Raw genomic sequence first — 17285 nt, 5'->3', positions numbered from 1 at the left:
TTTCTTGTTTGCCCAGTGACGCTTATTGGGAACATCTCCGCGTCTTACGCCACGTTTTCAGAGATGGCTGAAAAAAAGTTGGTATATCCTGCCACAGCATCGTCATCCTCTGTGGACTTCAAAGTGTCATGGGCAATCTCAACTGGCATCGGCTCTTTGGTGTTGCGCTAGCGGACTTTTTTTCTGATCTTCCCTTCACCGTTGAGCTGGAGAAAGACCTGTCACTCCGCCAGCAATTGCTCGATGTCGTGGTCATCCGCAAAGGTCCAGGTGACATCCAGCAAGACCTTCCCGACGGACTTGACAACCTCGCCGACCACAACCTGATCACCTATAAATCCTTACGCGAGGCACTCGACGAAGATGCCATCGAGGAATTCATCGGCCACACGGTAAACTACCGGAAGCAGATGTCATCAACCGGCGAATGGCTGCCTAAAGCGGCGCTGTCACTTTACGCTATCTGCACGCGGTTTCCTGAAAAGCTCAACCATCAAGTGAAACTCCAGCGGATTGATGCCGACCGTCCGGGTGTTTACCATATCAGCTTAGGAACGTTGGGGATGCGGGTCATCGTGCTGAGTGAGATTCGGGACACACCCGCCAATCGGCTGTGGGGGATATTTAGCGGCGTTGAGGCCAAGGTGCGCCAGGCGGCGTGGAATTTTCAGCCGAAACGCGCAGATACAAGTTCGGTTCTTGACCGGTTGTTTGCTTACTACCGACTGGAGGGCTTGGCGATGCCATACACCATTGAAGACTTCGTAGAGGAAACGATGCCGGAGTTTATTCGGAAGCTCCCACGACATTTGCTTTTGAAAGGCATTCTGGACGAAGGATTGTTGGAAGATATTCCGGCCGAGGAACGGCTCAAGGGACTGCCCGTCGAGGAACGGCTCAAGGGGCTGCCTGTCGAGGAACGGCTCAAGGGACTGCCCGTCGAGGAACGCCTCAAGGGGCTGCCCGTCGAGGAACGCCTCAAGGGGCTGCCCGTCGAGGAACGGCTCAAGGGACTGCCCGTCGAGGAACGGCTCAAGGTGTTGAAGGACCTGCCACTGGATGAAATTCAGGCCTATCTGGCCGAACGTCTCAAGGCAAGTGGGCAGAAAGATAGCTGACAGACCGTGCTCAGGGAAAACCCATCATGGTTGCCAGCGCGACCTTGAGCGACTTTGGCAGGTCGTCCAGCGATGTACCAGCGCTATGCTTCCAATCGGTCTGGATACTGAGCTGTCCATCAGGGGTCGGTTCTTGCTGATAGTACACAGCGTGCAAGCCTGGATTGCCAAGCGGAACAATAATGATGAGATTCCGTTCGTCCTCGATCCGGCGCAAGTTAGGGTAGAGCCGAATCACCAAGTAGTCGCCTATTAGCTCAATTTTTTCTTCAAGGTAGTCACCTTCCTCAACGCCATCGAGAAAGGGCGGCCCAAGCAAATCAGCGAGCGGGCCGCGAACGGCTGGCAGCTTGAAAAAGCTCACTGTTTGCTTTCGTCCGCGGGGACCTTTGACTTCGTGGTGTGGGTAACGTCCCTGCCAGTCCCGCAGCGCGGCCCGGTCAACAACTTGCGCTTGGGCAGCGAAACCGACACTTGCAAACAGCGCAAGGAATGCGAACACACGCAGCAACATCGTTTGACTCCCCGCGCCAAGCGCCTGACTTGATACTAAAACTGACTCAAAAACCGCAGGTCGTTTTCAAAATACAGCCGGATGTCATCAATGCCGTAAAGCAGTGCGGCCATCCGGTCTATGCCAAAGCCAAAGGCAAAACCGGAAAATTCGGCCGGGTCAATCTGGCATGCCCGTAGGACATTGGGATGAACCATCCCCGAACCACCTAACTCAATCCATCCGGTATGCTTGCATACCCGACAGCCTGTCCCGCCACAGAAAATGCACTGAAAATCGGTTTCCGCGCCCGGCTCGACAAAGGGAAAATAACTGGGACGAAAGCGCAGTGTCACCGGACGCTCAAAGAGCTTGGTCAAAAATACTTGGAGCGTGCCTTTGAGGTCCGCCATGGTGATACCACGACCGACATTCAGACCTTCAACCTGAAAAAACATTGGATTATGGGTTGCATCCGGCTCATCGCGCCGAAAGACACGCCCTGGCGCAATCACGCGCAGCGGCGGTCGGCGGCGCTGCATGGCGTGAATTTGGACATTTGAGGTTTGCGACCGAAGGGCCAGCTCCTCGTTGATGTAGAACGTATCGGTCATCTCACGCGCCGGATGGTCCGGCGGAATGTTGAGCGCATCAAAGTTGTAAAAAACAGTATCCACTTCTGGGCCATCCTCGACGGCATAGCCCATAGCCACAAAAATGTCCTCGATACGCTCCCGAATCTGGGTTAGTGGATGGGCCCGTCCCGGCCGCCGCGCCAACCCTGGCAACGTGACATCCACTGCCTCACGGCGGATCGTTTCGGCCGCCTCATACGCCTGAAGCTGCTGTTCGAGGCCGGTCAGCGCAGTATCAACTTCCGCTTTGAAGGCGTTGAGCGCAGCGCCCCGGACTGGACGCAGTTCGGGCGGCAGCGTGCCGAGTTCTTTGAGCTTGAGCGCCAGAACCCCTTGCTTGCGGGATAGCCAATAGTCGTTGACAACTTGCCACTGACGCCGTGGTGGCGCGGATGGCAGGTCTAGGGGCGGCAACGTCCATTCGGGAAAGCGTTCGCGGAAAGCCGTAGCTAAGCACTGGTGCGAATCAGCAATGGCAGCCTGAAGGGTTGGTGCATCAATCATAGCGGTGAGCCAAGCTAGCTGATCAAACTGGAAATAAAATCAAGGTAGGCCGTCAGCCCTTTTTCTCCGAAAAAGAGCGCCACTAGGGAAGCGATGCCCAGCATAACACCAAAGGGCATGGCATATTGAAGCGCGGCTTGTCCGCGCGCCACCAGGCGCGGCAGGGCCACGAGAACGCCCATGAGTGAAGCCACAAGGAGCACAAAGAAGGTCATGCCACCGCCCAGAAAAGCGCCGACAAACAGCATCATTTTTACGTCGCCCAATCCCATGCCTTCCAGGTTGCCAGACACGATGGTATCACCGGCTTCGAGGCGACCATCAACGGTGCTTTCTAGGTCATCGGGCAGGCTGGTAATCCGAACCCCCCGCTCGCCGACCTCAACCTGAACGCCATCGAGCGCTGTCATGCTCAGTTCGGGTGAGCCGGTATCCGACGAGGCAAATTCGGCCTCGGCCAGTTCTTCTGGGGAGAGCGTGCTGAAGTCGCCCCCAAGAATATACACAGCGCCGCGTTTCCCATTTGCCCGTCGCACTTTCAACCGGGCCAGCGTGCCGACCACACAGCGCCTCTTAAGAAAATCTGTCAAATCTTCTAAGGTACGAATGGGAAATGCCCGCAATCGGAAATAACCGACGCCCAGCACCCACAGGGTACCTGCACCAATTGCCATCCCGAGCGTGACGTTGATCAGTGAGCCGGTCAGTCCGGTCATTGGGAGCGGACGCCCAACCAGTCCTTCAAAAAATAAGTTCATCCAGGGGAGGCCAACCAAATTGTGGTCAACCATCCGGGCAGCTATGGCCAGTGCGGTGCCGGGCAAGGTAATGGCGTCTGGGAGAATCTGCTCGTTGAAGTCGGTCACAATCAATGCCACGAGCGCTGCCCCAAAAGCGCAGTTGAGCACACATTGCAACGTTAGTCCGAAATAAAGCAGCGCCCCCACAAACAGCAGTCCGGTTGCTAACTCAACCAACGGGTACTGCCAGGAAATCCGCACACCACAGGACCGACACCGCCCTCCCAGCGCCAGGAAGCTAACCAGCGGAAGGTTGTCATACCACGCAATCGTTGTGTTGCAGCTCGGACAATAGGAGCGTGCCGGGGTGTTGACTGAACCACCGCGTGGCAGGCGGTAAATTACGACATTGAGAAAGCTCCCGATGCAGCTCCCCAAAATAAAAAACCAAATGGCCCAAAACCAGAGCGGGATGCTGTCGTGGAGTTCGACAATTGAAATGAACATGCGCAAGCCAGTCCTTGGTGGCGGATGTCAAGCTTTTATGTCGAATACTAGGCGAAAGACAAGAGGGGGCGGATTTTGCTATCGTATCTCCCCTTCCCAGTCAGAAGCTTTGCTTCCGTTCCTGGTGATTATCTCTGGCGACGTCCCTGGCGATGCCAGTCCCCACCTGTGACGAGCCTGACATTTGAACTTCTATGACGACGACTTCGCTTTCCCGCGCTTTGTTGAGCGTTTCCAATAAAACTGGACTCATTGATTTTGCCCGTGTGCTTCAGTCCCACCAAGTTGAACTCGTTTCAACCGGCGGTACGGCACAGGCATTGACCGCCGCTGGACTTGCTGTCCGCGATGTCGCTTCGGTGACAGGATTCCCGGAAATGCTCGATGGGCGGGTCAAAACCCTCCACCCACGCATTCATGCTGGCATTTTGGCGCGGCGTGACCTGCCGGAACACCTACAACAACTCGCCCTGCACGACCTCGACTGTTTTGATCTGGTCGTGGTGAATCTTTACCCGTTCGCCGACGCCATTGCCCGCCCGGACGTGACCATCGAGGAGGCCATTGAAAACATCGACATTGGCGGGCCATCCCTCATTCGCGCAGCGGCTAAAAACTTTCAGCACGTCGCCGTGGTCACGGACCCGGCAGATTACGACTTGATCCTGGCTGAACTCAACAACGCCGGCGGGATCACGGCTGACACCCGTTACCGCCTGGCTTGCAAGGCCTTTGCGCATACGGCGCGCTACGACGCCATGATTGCTGACTTTTTCGCCAACCGCACGGACTTTGAACAAACCACTGGGCGCATCGTCACCCAGCCAAGTGAACCATTCCCCCCACGTCTTTCCCTGACGCTGACGCGCCGACAGCCGCTGCGGTACGGTGAAAATCCGCACCAGGCGGCAGCTTTGTACGTTACGGACGAAGGCGCGACCGATGGCGTGGCAGCGGCCCGCCAGCTACAAGGCAAAGAGCTTTCGTTCAACAATCTGCTTGACGCCGACGCAGCGTGGGGGCTTGCCTGTGAGTTTCGAGAAGCTGCGGCATGCGTCATTGTCAAGCACACCAACCCGTGTGGCGTGGGATTGGCGGCGGTTCCGCTCGAGGCGTTTCGCTTGGCGCGGGCAACCGATCCGACAGCCGCCTTTGGTGGTATCGTGGCCTTCAATCAGCCCGTTGACGCGGGGACGGCAACGGAGCTTTCAGAAATTTTCTTGGAAGTCGTCATTGCGCCTGGCTTTGACGATGCGGCGCAAAAGGTACTTGCCGCCAAGAAGAACTTGCGATTGCTGGTGGTGGCCGCGCACAAGGGAGACGGCATCAACCTGCGAACGATCTCCGGGGGATTCCTGCTGCAATCGGCGGATACTCGGCTGGCGTCGCCAGCCGAGATGCGGGTTGTCACCCGGCGGTCGCCTTCAGAGGATGAGTGGCGTGATCTGACATTTGCTTGGACAGTCTGCAAGCACGTCAAGTCAAACGCGATTGTGTACGCCCGGCAGGGCCAACTCATCGGGGTTGGGGCAGGCCAGATGAGCCGGGTAGATGCCGTCAAACTGGGCGCCCTGAAAGCCACATTACCACTGGCCGGGGCAGTCGTTGCATCCGATGCGTTTTTTCCCTTCCGGGATGGGTTGGATGAAGCGGCGCGGCATGGGGTTCGGGCTGTGATTCAGCCAGGCGGTTCGATTCGGGACGAGGAGGTTATTGCAGCCGCTGACGAGCACGGCATGGCATTGGTGCTAACCGGCATGCGCCATTTCCGGCATTAACCGACCAGAGACGTTTAGCTCCGCTAGGTTTTTCTCAAGCGTGTCTGAATAAGGCTCCTGGATACATGGATAGAAGAACTGACATTCTCCGCGCGCCAGGACGAAGCTTTTCGCCACGCCCGTGAGGGCGTGGCAGGTGCGCCTTGGGTCGGGGGCAAGCCTCAGTCCGCTTCAACGACTTGATCCATGGTTTGACGCATACAAAGTCACCCAACAAAGGAAAAACCTTCAGGCATACCACCGGCGAAGCGAAAGTGCCAGCGGCGGACGCTCAATCTGGATGACGTCGTCCTGGTCAGCCTGAACTTCTTTGACTACGTTCCAGAGTCGTTACGAAACCAGTGCGTTACCCGAACCGTCTCGCTTTCAATCAAAAGGTAATGCCGAATCGCGGGATTTGACGTGTAGATGGTGAATTTGTCGCCTATGTCCCGAACCGCGCTGGTCGGTGAAATCACCTCGACGACCAGCGTCGGGTTGACCAGTACATCAATGCCCTTGATCGACTCATACACTGGCTCGTCGCACACCACTGTCGCATCAGGATAAACAAACAATGGCCAGTCGGGCCGCGGCGCGAGCGTGTTCTTGACCGCCCCGTTTTCCGAAATCGGGCGATATTCCTTGTCCAGAAGCTGGCGATAGCACTCGCCCACGACATTGGTTCCGATACGCGCGTGGGCGCGGGTACCGCCTGACAGGGCGAAAATTTCGCCGTACCAGAATTCATGCCGCCGGTCGGAAGCCGCTTCGAGTGCCAGATATTCCTCGATGGTGTAGTCACCCGAAATCGGTTTTTGTAAAGCTGCCATCCATCATCTCCCAGGCTCACTGAATTTCAGCTGATTTCCGCAACGTTACAATCCACGTCCCGGCTGGGGAGCAAGCCATCCGCCAGCACTGGCAATTGCCGCGCACAAGTATGCTAGGTGAACAGATGGCAAATAACCAACCTTTTCAACCCAACGATCAAAAGACAGATAATGCCCAGGTGAGCGCCACCTAGTATCCTTACGGTGAACCCGTCACTGGATAGAGCAAAAGAAACAAAATCATGAACAGACCAAAGGATAAACCCACCCATAAGCGCCAGGTCTGATTAGACGAGGCAATTTTTACCAACCACACTCTATGAACAATCAGGTGAACAATGATTAGGAGTATAAAACCAAATGAAATCCAGGCATGGATATCTGACCACTCATGGCGGCTCAAGCCCAAAACCTGCCGACCTCCACTCCGCGGAGGTAGCCGAAACTCTAAAATACAGCCTGTTCCGACCATCAGGCAGAAAAGGCTATACAGAGCAAAGTTGAGTATTTGATTGACTGCGTTTTTCACCGCTGCCGCCTGGGGAATCCGAATGTTGGTTGACCCTGTATCCCCAACCTACGTGCATCTCATCGGCTGTAGCAACTCAATCTCTCACCAAGAGGGACACCGGCAAAGACAATGGATTTGACGCAACGTGGCAACCAGGTCGGACTACGAACAGGCCTACGAACAGGCAACCACTGGTTTCAGCCCAGTGTGCAACGCCGCAATCCCACCGGACAAATTGCGCCACCGTACATTCTCAAAGCCAGCCTGTCTCATATGCGCAGCCAGCGCGGACTGACTTGGAAAGTGCTGCACCGACTCCGGCAAGTATGAGTACGCATAGCCCGACCCTGAGATGGCATTGCCAATGCGTGGCAAAATCTGGGTGAAGTACAATCCGAACAACTGTTTGAGGCCCGGAACAACCGGGTGGGAGAACTCTAGAATAGCCACCTTGCCACCTGGCTTCAGAACACGGTGCATTTCGGCTAGCGCACCGTCTAAGTCCACGACGTTACGGATGCCAAAAGCAACCGTAACGGCGTCAAAACTTGCATCGGCAAAGGGGAGTGCCAGCGCATCACCTGCCAGCAACGTCACCGGATGACCACTCTGGCGGACTTTTTCCATCCCACGCTTGAGCATGGGTTGGCAGAAGTCCACCCCAACGGTTGGCACGAGCCGACCAAGCTCGATAGCCAAGTCGGCTGTGCCACAACATACATCGAGAGCTTGTGCGCCAGGACGAGCCAAGGCATCGGCAACTTCTTGAACGGCCGCGCGTCGCCAGCGTTTATCAATGTTGAGTGATAGCCAGTGATTGAGCTGGTCGTATGTCGGCGCAATACCAGCAAACATCGCTTGGATACGTTGCGCTTTTTCTGAACCTTGAAAAACGATGGGACTTTCCATAATGCACGCAGCGCAGACTGGGGGGTCGTCGCTATTGATTTTTTGATTGACCCAGTCCGGGCTACAATCAGCCTTACTTTACTAATGCTAGGATTCCAGGGGAATGGGGGATGACGGTTCTCATGGCGACGCCTGATGATGTTCGTCGCGCCCGACTTGCGGCCGACTACGAGGAGATGCGCACCATTCGGGGTGAATACGTTCATTGGCAAAACAATGATTTTCCGGCGACGGATTACATTGTGACTTTTCGGGTACGCAGCTATATCGGACCCAACACAACCCGCGACGAGCACCAGATTCGGATCCTCCTGTCACCGAATCACCCCTTTGAGAAACCGACAGTGATGATGCATGGCATGACACCAATCTTTCATCCCCACGTGTGGCCAGACGGGAAAATTTGCATCGGACAGTGGGATTTCCGCGAAGGGCTGGCTTCATTCGTGATCAAGCTGGCGCGGTTGTTTCAGTTTGACCCACAACTGATCGATCCCCACAGCATTGCCAACTACAAGGCCGCTGACTGGTTCTATGCCAACCCGACCTTGTTTCCCTGCGATCAAACGCAGTTGCCGCTCCCCGGTGACAAGCCGACCCACACCTTTGTGGTTAAGCGTGTCATACCGCCGCGCACGACCAACAACCCAACTGGCGACCGCGCACAACCTGGCCATCGCTTTCAAATTCGCTCATGACTGACGAACAAACTCACCCAACTACCCAATCGCCGCTGGCTACCGCCACGACGCTGCCCCGCCGCGCCTATGTCGGCTGGTTCCTAGCTGTGCTGCTTGGCGTTGTCTGGCTTTTTGCTGGTGTCACCAAGGCACTTGAGCCCTTTGACTTCGCGCGGCAAGTTGCCAGCTTCCAACTCGTACCCAGTGGACGGCTTCAAACGGTAACGGCCTGGGGACTGCTCGTGGTGGAGTGCACACTCGGCGGTGCGCTCATCATTGGCTATCGTCTGCGGTGGGCGCTGATTGGGGCCGGGTTGCTAACGCTGGTATTTCTCGGAGCTTTGGGTTGGGTCGTCGTGGCCGGGATTCCAGTTGAAGATTGTGGCTGCTTTGGGTCGCAGTTCAAACGCAGCCCCAAGGAAGCCATCGTGGAGGATATGGTGATGTTGACTGTAACGCTGGTCGCCGGATGGCTTGTCTGGCGGTCGAATACACCACCCCACGCCGAGCGAACCCGCTGGCGCGGGGTGGTCGTTGCGTTATGCGCAGCGGTTGGGTTGTTGACGCCGCTGGCGTTTGGTTTTCCGCTGGGCGGAGACAACTGGTCGAGTGTCAAAGTCTCTGGAACGACGATCAGTGTGGCAGCCGGCGAGCGGCTCGTGGCCCTGATCGACACCGAGTGTACCCACTGCCAGGAGAGCGTTCCTAAGCTCAATGCCTATGTCGGACTGAAGGATTTTCCAACCTTCGTGGCGCTTTGCTCGAATGAAGATTGGCGCCGCAAGTTTTTTGTCCAGCGGTTTAGCGCCAAGTTTGAGTTAGGTGAAATTTCCAAGGACGACTTCAAGCGCCTGCTCGCGGATGGCGATACGCCCCGGCTGGTGTTGCTGCGCAACGGAAAGGTTCTGGCGACGTGGAATATCGATCCCCCAACGCCGGAGGAAGTGCGTCGGGTCCGCGCCAGAAAGTGATGCCTGGTGTGGCTACCCGGCAACTTTGATGCTGGCGACTTCAGTGTCGAGCCTCATGTCGATCCGCTGGAGGTAAGCGCGCACGTCAAGCACGTCTTGGCCAAGGACGTTGACGCGGTTTTCGATCCGCCGAGCACGGGTATCAAGTTCCTGAACCCAAGTCTTCAGTCCGGCGACTTCCGTCTTCAGTCCGGCAACTTCCGTCTTCAGTCCGGCGACTTCCGCTGCTAGGGCTTGTAGTATCGCCGTCTGTTCAGCCATCCGTTCCAATACCGTTTCAATGGTTGGCTTCGTCTCCATGCCGTTGCCCTCCGTGGCCCAGGTTTCGCTAGCCCTGCGGTAGTGCAGTGTAAAGGCCAAAAACCCACTGTGCAACGCCCGCCCGATTGACCAAGGCTCATGAGTCTGTCATCAGTGACTTGACAAGCGTGCTACCATCGTTGCTTGTCATCTCGAATGGGCCGACTTAGCTCAGTCGGTAGAGCGACTGATTCGTAATCAGTAGGTCGCCGGTTCAAGTCCGGCAGTCGGCTCCACACACCGCTTCACGTTGAGTTCTATTCCAGCGCCTGCACCCGCCAGCCAGGGCGGTTCTCCTCGGCTAGCCCGTGCATCGTGGCTTCTGGATGGGTGTGCTCGCTACACAACGCGGATTTCCAGGATCCGATCCTGACGCACAAGCCGGTCAAGTGTCTCCAAGCCCTCAACCACTTGGGCGAAGCAGGTATAGCCACCGTCCAAGTGTGGCTGTGGGAGGTGGCAGATAAACCACTGGCTGCCCCCGGTGTCCTTCCCCGAAAGGGCCATGCCAACGCTACCTCGAAGGTATGGACGTTCGTTGATCTCACAGCGGATTTGATAGCCTGGTCCGCCATCGCCATCACCTCGTGGATCGCCACCTTGGACAACAAAATTTGGCACAACCCGATGAAATGTCAGCCCATTGAAAAAACCACGCTCGGCAAGCGTGATGAAGTTTTCAACCGTCAGCGGAGCGTCTTCGGAAAACAGCTCTAGCGTCAGATCGCCTTTGGTTGTCGTGACGATGGCGCGGGGATGGCGCGCGTACTGGCGGATGAGCCGGCCGTAAAACGCCTCGGCGCGGTTCACGCGGCAAATCCCGATTCGGCGACGAATCGCCTCCACTTGCGACTGATAGGCTTCTTCGTCCGATGCAGAGGTGAGCCGACGAATCAGTGCCTCACCAACCTGCTTGCGTACGAGCCAGTCGGCATCACGCAATGCGGCTTCTAGGCAATCCTGGGCAGCCGGGTGGGTGTCCTGGGCCAACGCGCCCAACACGGCCAGCTTAGCGTCATTCTGTGGGTCATCCTTGGCAGCGGCATAGGCGGCAATCAGCGCCTGACGGGTTGTGTCCTTGGCTGGCAAGGCGCTCAACGCCGTCGCGGCCGCCGACCTCACCATGACATCTGGATGCCGTAACTCGGCTTCCCAAACGGCAACCCACGCAACCGTTTTCGGCACGGCTGCCAGTAATGCCGTCCGTGCCCGGCCGTCCAAATCACCCTGCGCCAAAAACTGCTCCAGGATATGGCGACGGCGTGGCTCATCTAAGGGTAGAACCGATAAACCGGCAAAGTAGTTTGCCTGCGCGCGCCAATCATCACCTGGCGGGAGCAAAGGGAACTCCACATCGGATCCGAAGAAGGCGTCGGCGCCAAGCCGGGCCAGCGCGACTTCAACCTCCGGGTTTGCGCCCAGTCGCCCAGTTGGCAACGTCCGCAAACGCTCCAGTTGCGACTGAGCGGCCGTCGCCTTCAAGCGGCCAAGCGTTTCCGCTAAGGTAAGTAGCTGGGGGAGACCTGACCACGTCGGACGGTCAGGCTCGGCAACGGCGACATAAGCGGACAGGTCGGCTTCCAACTGCTTCACAAGCGGGGGGATGACTTCCTCTGGAACGCGCGTGGCGGCCAGCCCCCGGATAACGGCAATCCGAACGGTAGCGTCTTCCGAAACCAATTGGTTCAGCAAGGCGCGGGTGGCTTCAGCGTCTCCCAACAGGCCCAGCGTTCGCGCCAGCGCGGCCTGGACAACCGATGTTTCCTCGGCTTGAAAGTGAAGCAACAGCTTCTCACTCACACCGGTGAGCGCCGGCTGAGCTTCAGGCAAATCGCTTAGCCGTGCCAGCGCATTTGCCGCGTGGAAGCGAATGGCCGCATTTGGCGACGCCAACTGCTTGACGAGCGTTGGCAGGCTGGTCGCCTGGCGCATCCGCATTACGGCCGTCAGGCACAGCCCCGTGAACGTTTCCAGTTCGCTGTCAGCCGGGATGGCTTCGGTCGGTTGCGGAAGAGCCGCCAGCACGGCGGCGAGCATGTTCTGGACGGTGTCGGCATCGAGTGTTTTGGCATTGGCGGCAACAATTTTACCCAACGCTTCGGCGCAGCGTCCCCGCACCGGCCGCACTTCAGCTTCGCGCAGGAGCGTGCGTCGCAGGTCTTCCAGCGGTTCGGTGATTTCGAGTTCACCCAGGGCAAAGGCAGCGGCGCTCCGCACACGAGCGTTGCCATCATCGTAGAGCCGCTCCAGCAACAGGCGATAGGCTTGGCTATCGCCAATCCGCCCCAGCGCCAAGCAGGCCCGCCGCCGCACCCGCGCGTTGGCGGAACCAAGAAAGTCTATGAACGCTTCCTCCTGGTAATATCGCTGGTCTTCAAGCTGGAGTAGCCGCGCAAAGGCCCGTTGCGCCGAGTTGGCCCGCCCCAGCACGGGCGGCGTGCTGGGGCGACGACGCTGCGCGGGCGCGTCAAGCCAGAGTCCTGACGCTAAACAGCATAAGTACAAAAAATGCCGACGATTCATCATGCCCAACGTTTGTAGCGCGATCACGGGGCGATGCGCTACCCGCCCCTTATGCGCAACGCTGGAAAAATCCGCTCGGCAAGGTTTGTACAGCCCGGAGGCGCGGTTGGCTGACCAGTCCGGCCTCGGTACTCCCCACAAGCAAATAGCCGCCGGGCAAGAGCGCCTGCTGAATCCGGGCCGTCGTCTGCTGAATCGCGGTGTAGTGCATGTGTGTGAGCACATTGCTGCACACAATGACATCAAACGGACCCGGTAGATGTTGCCACAGGTGCGGATCGTAGAGATTGGCGTGGCGGAGGCGAATGTTGCGCCGCAGCCGCCGGTCAAGCTCACCGGGCGGAGCGTCTGGCGCGTAAACACCGTGGAAAAACCGTTCACGCAAGGTCGGATCGAGATTGCGCATCTGGAGCGGATGATACCGTCCCTGGCTGGCTTGTAGAAGCGCCTTGCTACGCAAGTCCACGGCCAGAATTTCAATCCGCCAGTCGGCCGCGTCGCCTAACAAGTCTTCCAAGATCATGGCAAGTGAGAACGGCTCTTCCCCAGTCGAGCAACCGGCACTCCACAGCCGCAGGCGCTTCACGCCAGCGCGTTTTTCAATGAGATCGGGAAGCGCCATTCGCCACAGCGCACGAAACTGCTCAGGTTCGCGGAAAAAGCTGGTTTCGCCAAGCGCGATTTCTTCGGCAACGGAGTGCAGCTCACCCGGCGACTGTGCCGCGACGCGGCAGTAGGTCATCTCATCGAACAGCAAGCGCCGCGACTTATCGGTGACAACCGCTTGCAGCGCCGTCCGCAACGACATATTCGCGGCCCAGCCATAAACGTTGGCAAGGGCCGCTTCGAGCTGGGGCAAGTGTGGATTGGCCAGGTTACGCTTTTTGACCGGCATGGCTCAGGCCTCGTTGGGCGGTGCGTTCCAATCTGATTTTCCACCGGTTTTCGACTGCACTTGAATGTCTGTAATCCGCATCGTACGGTCAACCGCCTTGCACATGTCAAAGAGCGTCAGCGCGGCGACACTGACCGCCGTCAGCGCCTCCATTTCGACCCCAGTGCTGGCGTGAGCGCGCGCGGTGGCCGTGATGGCGATGTGGTCAGTCTCAAGCGCCAGCTCAACGTTGACGTGCGCGAGTGGCAGGGTATGACAGAGCGGAATCAGCCGGTCGGTCTGCTTGGCGGCCAGAATGCCAGCCAAGCGGGCCGTCTCGAGGGGATCACCTTTTGGTGTCGTCCGGGCGCGGATGGCAGCAATGGTGGCTGGCTGCATATGGACGATTCCCGAAGCCGTAGCGGTTCGGTCAGTCGGCGGCTTGGCGCTGACATCCACCATCGCAAGACGACCAGCTTCGTCAACGTGACTGAGCGGCATGGAACAGCCTGATCAAACAGTTAGAAGCGAAAAAGCCGCTCTCCCGAACTGAAGAACGGCTTTTCCCCTGAAAACATGTGGCGGAGCTGACGGGGCTCGAACCCGCGACCTCCGACGTGACAGGCCGGCGCTCTAACCAACTGAGCTACAACTCCGCAAACCATAACTCCCCAAACGCTCACGTCTTACGCGCCTGTCCGCGATACGACGTGGTGGGCGGTACTGGGCTCGAACCAGTGACCCCCGGTTTGTAAGACCGATGCTCTACCACTGAGCTAACCGCCCGTGACCGCACCCGTCGTCGGGGAACGCTCAGAGTAGGCGGCAAGTCACTGCCTGTCAAGCGCCTTTTCTCCAAAAACAAACTTGAAAACGAGCCGGTCCAGGCTTGACTGGGAAGCGCTACCACTCGCTTGTTCCTCCGAAACCAAGCCTGCCGTCTCGCTCCACAATTCAGTCTCCGGCAACGGCCGCAACCGCCGGACGCGCCGCGAGAACCTTCTCTGATGTGTCCGGTTTTTCCCTGGAAAATTTCTCGATAGCCGCGTTGTCTATGTTGATTGAGCACAAGCTACCGCACATCGAGCAGACCTTGGCGTTGGCGGCTTCCGATTCTTCCTTGTAGCGGCGCGCTTTTTCCGGGTCCATCGCCAAGCGGAACATGCCATCCCAATCGAGCTGCTTCCGGTAACGCGACATCTGGTCGTTCCAGGCCTTTGCGCCTTTGACGCCCTTCACCAAGTCGCCAGAGTGGGCGGCAATGCGGGTGGCGATGACGCCTTCGATGACATCCTGACGATCCGGCAGCCGCAGGTGTTCGGCCGGCGTCACGTAGCACAGCATGTCCGTCCCGGCACCGGCGGCAATCGCTCCGCCAATTGCGCCCGTAATATGGTCATAGCCTGGCGCGACATCACAGGTCAGCGGGCCAAGCACGTAAAACGGCGCGCCGTCACAGACCCGCTTCTGGAGCTGAACGTTGGCCACGATCTGATCGAGTGGGACGTGTCCAGGCCCCTCCACCATCACCTGACAACCCTTTTCACGGGCGCGGGCGACGAGTTCGCCCAGCACAAGCAGTTCGGCTAACTGGCCGCGGTCGCTGGCATCGCCCGTCGCGCCAGGACGCAGGCCGTCGCCCAGCGAAAACGTCACATCATACCGCGCAAAGATGTCGCACAAACGGTCAAACTGTTCGTAAAGCGGATTTTCATTGCCGGTCGCCTCGATGTACGCCGCCAACAGCGCGCCGCCCCGACTGACAATGCCTTCGATACGTTGGTGGTTGCGTAATTTCTTGACCGTCTCCTTCGTCACCCCGCAGTGGACGGTCATATAGTCCACGCCCTGCTGGGCTTGCTTTTCAATGACGGCAAAGAGCGCTTCCGGGTCCATCTTCAGAATCGAACCCTCCGAGGCAACCTGATAGATTGGCACGGTGCCGAGCATGAGCGGGCTTTCTTGAATGAGTGTCTCACGGATGAGGTCCAGGTCCGTGCCGGTTGAAAGGTCCATGACGCTATCTGCCCCATACTGCACTGCGGTATGGAGCTTGATGAGTTCTTCCTCAACCAACTGGTGATAGCCCGACGCCCCAATGTTGGCATTGACCTTGGTGCGCAGTCCCTTGCCGATGCCGATTGGACGAAAGTTGTGGCGGATGTTTTTTGGAATCACCATCGTGCCGTCCGCCAGCCCCTGCCGGATATATTCCGGGTCGAGCCGCTCATCCTCGGCAACAGCGATCATTTCCTCGGTAATCTTGCCTTCCAGGGCAAGCATGCGAAGCGTCTGGTATTCACCGCGCACGGTGTTGTCCTCCTGATACGTAACCTGAAGTCGTGGTTTGTGCCGCGCGTGGGCATCGGGCAAAAGTAACATAGGCATTCCTGCCTGTGGACGTGGCTTTGCCGCGCGCGGGCACCGGTCGCGCCCTAGTCTTCACTGTGGCTGCTTCCATCATAGTGCAGGACGAGCGATTCATTATCCGCGCGCGTTTCAAGGTGTACCGGCCGTCCCCACAGGCTGTAAACGTATTCCAGCACCTTGCGCGCGTACTTCAAATCCAGCTCCGCGCCGTCAAAGCGATGGGTCAGATACAACTCGCGGTTGCGGTTGTAATCGCCATCCGTCACCTCGATGTAGGGAAAGCCAAAGTTGGTCATGTTGGTCACAAGCTGGTTTCGGACGCGCTCCCAACGCTTTTCGGTGATGGTCCACTCTTCGTCGTCCACAAGCTCATAAACATAAAGGTCCAGTTCCTCGACCAGCGCCTCGGTTAGATAGTTGCGCAGGAAGGACACATCGTTATCCACTTCCCGGACTTCAAAAATTTTTTCGCGCCCCTGTCCGCCAGTGCGCCCATAGATTTCGCGTTCTTCCGCCGTTGGGTGATCCCAGCGCTGCTCAATGTCTTCAAAGATTTTGTAGCCCAGATAGTATGGATTGAGTTGCCCTTTGTGCGGCGAGACAACCGAAGCGTGCAGTTCGGCAAATTCAACGAACTCGTCCGTCCCGTCACACAGTTCACGCATGATGCGCGAGTGCCAGTAACTCGCCCAGCCCTCGTTCATGATTTTGGTCTGCATCTGGGGTACGAAGTAGAGCATTTCAGCGTGAATCATCGTCATCACGTCGCGCTGCCAGGCTTCGAGCGTTGGCGAGTAGGTCGCAATGAACCACACCAAGTCCTTTTCCGGGTACACCGGATCACCAGGCTGACGTTTCGGTGATTCAGCCGATGCGCTCGACGACGGCTCACCCAGCCGCAAAATGTCTTCAAACGGATTTTCTTTGCCGGTTTTCGCCTTCTTCTCCGGCGGCGGCAAGTCACGCTCCTTGCGGATGAGAAAGTTCGGGTCAATGTGCTCCTCTATCGAGAGCACCGCATCGAGAAACGCCTCGACGGTCTTGCGCCCATACTTGAACTCGTATTCCTCGATACGCGCGGCATGCAGGTTGACTTCATCCACCATCCGGCGGTTGGTGTGGGCAAAGTAGGCGTTGTTTTTGAAGAAATCCACGTGACCGAGCACATGCGCCATAACCAACTTGTTCTGCAACGGCGAGTTGGTTTCGAGCAAGAACCCATAGGCCGGATTGGTATTGATGACGACTTCGTAAATGCGCGACAGCCCAAAGTCATACATGGTTTTCATCCGGTGATAGGCCTTGCCGAACGTCCAGTGGGAGAAACGCCCCGGCAGTGCATAGGAGCCAATTTCATACATCACCGTTGCCGGAACGATCTCAAAGTTCACAGGAAACGGATCAAGTCCGAATCCACGGGCAATCTCCCAGATGCGTTCAAGTGCTTTTTCAAGAGCAGTGATTTCTTTATCCACGGCAAGAACACCTCGCTCAACAGCAGTTGGTGCAGGCCATACGCAGGACGGACGCCGCTCGCCACATAACCAGCCTTGCGCAGGT

16 protein-coding genes and 3 tRNA genes are annotated in these 17285 nt (G+C 57.6%); 5 read left to right on the top strand and 14 right to left on the bottom strand.

Annotated elements, in window-relative coordinates; translation table 11 throughout:
- Positions 1 to 128: 128 nt before the first annotated feature.
- On the top strand, positions 129 to 1118 hold the full coding sequence (locus J8C06_RS02990; protein WP_211429310.1) for a hypothetical protein: 990 nt from the start codon (positions 129 to 131) through the stop codon (positions 1116 to 1118).
- Between the two features lie 10 nt (positions 1119 to 1128).
- Here the strand turns inward: J8C06_RS02990 and J8C06_RS02985 are convergent, their stop codons facing one another.
- The 3 genes from J8C06_RS02985 to J8C06_RS02975 are packed head-to-tail and all read right to left on the bottom strand — an operon-like array spanning position 1129 to position 3997.
- Positions 1129 to 1632: a hypothetical protein gene (locus tag J8C06_RS02985; RefSeq protein ID WP_211429309.1), complete on the bottom strand. Its 504-nt coding sequence runs from the start codon at positions 1630 to 1632 to the stop codon at positions 1129 to 1131.
- A 35-nt stretch (positions 1633 to 1667) separates the two neighbouring features.
- The gene (gene pheS / locus J8C06_RS02980; protein WP_211429308.1) at positions 1668 to 2750 is read right to left on the bottom strand and encodes a phenylalanine--tRNA ligase subunit alpha; all 1083 of its coding nucleotides are present in this window, start codon (positions 2748 to 2750) and stop codon (positions 1668 to 1670) included.
- Between the two features lie 14 nt (positions 2751 to 2764).
- Positions 2765 to 3997, bottom strand: coding sequence for a prepilin peptidase (locus tag J8C06_RS02975; protein ID WP_211429307.1), 1233 nt, complete (start codon positions 3995 to 3997; stop codon positions 2765 to 2767).
- Between the two features lie 194 nt (positions 3998 to 4191).
- On the opposite strand from J8C06_RS02975, the gene purH reads away from it, so the two are divergent.
- Positions 4192 to 5775 carry a bifunctional phosphoribosylaminoimidazolecarboxamide formyltransferase/IMP cyclohydrolase gene (gene purH / locus J8C06_RS02970; RefSeq protein ID WP_211429306.1) on the top strand — a complete coding sequence of 528 codons (1584 nt, stop codon included), beginning with the start codon at positions 4192 to 4194 and terminating at the stop codon, positions 5773 to 5775.
- Between the two features lie 314 nt (positions 5776 to 6089).
- On the opposite strand, the gene J8C06_RS02965 is transcribed toward purH, so the two are convergent.
- From J8C06_RS02965 to ubiE, 3 genes are all read right to left on the bottom strand, one after another.
- Positions 6090 to 6587 (bottom strand): Uma2 family endonuclease, encoded by a 498-nt coding sequence (locus J8C06_RS02965; RefSeq protein ID WP_211429305.1) that lies wholly within the window; start codon positions 6585 to 6587, stop codon positions 6090 to 6092.
- A gap of 199 nt (positions 6588 to 6786) precedes the next feature.
- Positions 6787 to 7116 (bottom strand): DUF4405 domain-containing protein, encoded by a 330-nt coding sequence (locus J8C06_RS15390; RefSeq protein WP_211429304.1) that lies wholly within the window; start codon positions 7114 to 7116, stop codon positions 6787 to 6789.
- A gap of 156 nt (positions 7117 to 7272) precedes the next feature.
- Entirely contained in the window at positions 7273 to 8007 is a 735-nt protein-coding gene (gene ubiE, locus J8C06_RS02955) for a bifunctional demethylmenaquinone methyltransferase/2-methoxy-6-polyprenyl-1,4-benzoquinol methylase UbiE (protein ID WP_211429303.1), read from the bottom strand.
- A 110-nt stretch (positions 8008 to 8117) separates the two neighbouring features.
- Between ubiE and J8C06_RS02950 the strand changes: the two genes are divergently transcribed.
- A complete protein-coding gene (locus J8C06_RS02950; protein WP_211429302.1) occupies positions 8118 to 8705 on the top strand; it encodes a ubiquitin-conjugating enzyme E2 in 588 nt (195 codons plus the stop codon).
- A complete protein-coding gene (locus tag J8C06_RS02945; protein ID WP_211429301.1) occupies positions 8702 to 9658 on the top strand; it encodes a MauE/DoxX family redox-associated membrane protein in 957 nt (318 codons plus the stop codon). The genes J8C06_RS02950 and J8C06_RS02945 overlap by 4 nt, the downstream gene beginning before the upstream one ends.
- A gap of 12 nt (positions 9659 to 9670) precedes the next feature.
- Here the strand turns inward: J8C06_RS02945 and J8C06_RS02940 are convergent, their stop codons facing one another.
- Positions 9671 to 9958 (bottom strand): hypothetical protein, encoded by a 288-nt coding sequence (locus J8C06_RS02940; RefSeq protein WP_211429300.1) that lies wholly within the window; start codon positions 9956 to 9958, stop codon positions 9671 to 9673.
- Positions 9959 to 10118: 160 nt separating this feature from the next.
- Here J8C06_RS02940 and J8C06_RS02935 point away from each other — a divergent pair.
- Positions 10119 to 10194, top strand: a tRNA-Thr gene (locus J8C06_RS02935).
- Between the two features lie 103 nt (positions 10195 to 10297).
- Here J8C06_RS02935 and J8C06_RS02930 read toward each other — a convergent pair.
- From J8C06_RS02930 to J8C06_RS02900, 7 genes are all read right to left on the bottom strand, one after another.
- Positions 10298 to 12484: a peptidylprolyl isomerase gene (locus J8C06_RS02930; protein ID WP_211429299.1), complete on the bottom strand. Its 2187-nt coding sequence runs from the start codon at positions 12482 to 12484 to the stop codon at positions 10298 to 10300.
- A gap of 46 nt (positions 12485 to 12530) precedes the next feature.
- On the bottom strand, positions 12531 to 13376 hold the full coding sequence (locus tag J8C06_RS02925) for a CheR family methyltransferase (protein ID WP_211429298.1): 846 nt from the start codon (positions 13374 to 13376) through the stop codon (positions 12531 to 12533).
- A gap of 3 nt (positions 13377 to 13379) precedes the next feature.
- A complete protein-coding gene (gene moaC / locus J8C06_RS02920; protein ID WP_211429297.1) occupies positions 13380 to 13856 on the bottom strand; it encodes a cyclic pyranopterin monophosphate synthase MoaC in 477 nt (158 codons plus the stop codon).
- Between the two features lie 78 nt (positions 13857 to 13934).
- Positions 13935 to 14011, bottom strand: a tRNA-Asp gene (locus J8C06_RS02915).
- Positions 14012 to 14066: 55 nt separating this feature from the next.
- Positions 14067 to 14141, bottom strand: a tRNA-Val gene (locus J8C06_RS02910).
- A 168-nt stretch (positions 14142 to 14309) separates the two neighbouring features.
- Positions 14310 to 15737 carry a phosphomethylpyrimidine synthase ThiC gene (gene thiC / locus J8C06_RS02905; RefSeq protein WP_455423709.1) on the bottom strand — a complete coding sequence of 476 codons (1428 nt, stop codon included), beginning with the start codon at positions 15735 to 15737 and terminating at the stop codon, positions 14310 to 14312.
- A 53-nt stretch (positions 15738 to 15790) separates the two neighbouring features.
- Positions 15791 to 17200: a SpoVR family protein gene (locus J8C06_RS02900; protein ID WP_211429296.1), complete on the bottom strand. Its 1410-nt coding sequence runs from the start codon at positions 17198 to 17200 to the stop codon at positions 15791 to 15793.
- Between the last annotated feature and the right edge of the window lie 85 nt (positions 17201 to 17285).

The organism is Chloracidobacterium validum (genome assembly GCF_018304825.1).
GTDB classification, from domain to species: domain Bacteria; phylum Acidobacteriota; class Blastocatellia; order Chloracidobacteriales; family Chloracidobacteriaceae; genus Chloracidobacterium; species Chloracidobacterium validum.
The sequence above is the reverse complement of the archived record's forward strand: the minus strand, read 5'-3'. Positions and strand labels throughout refer to the sequence as shown.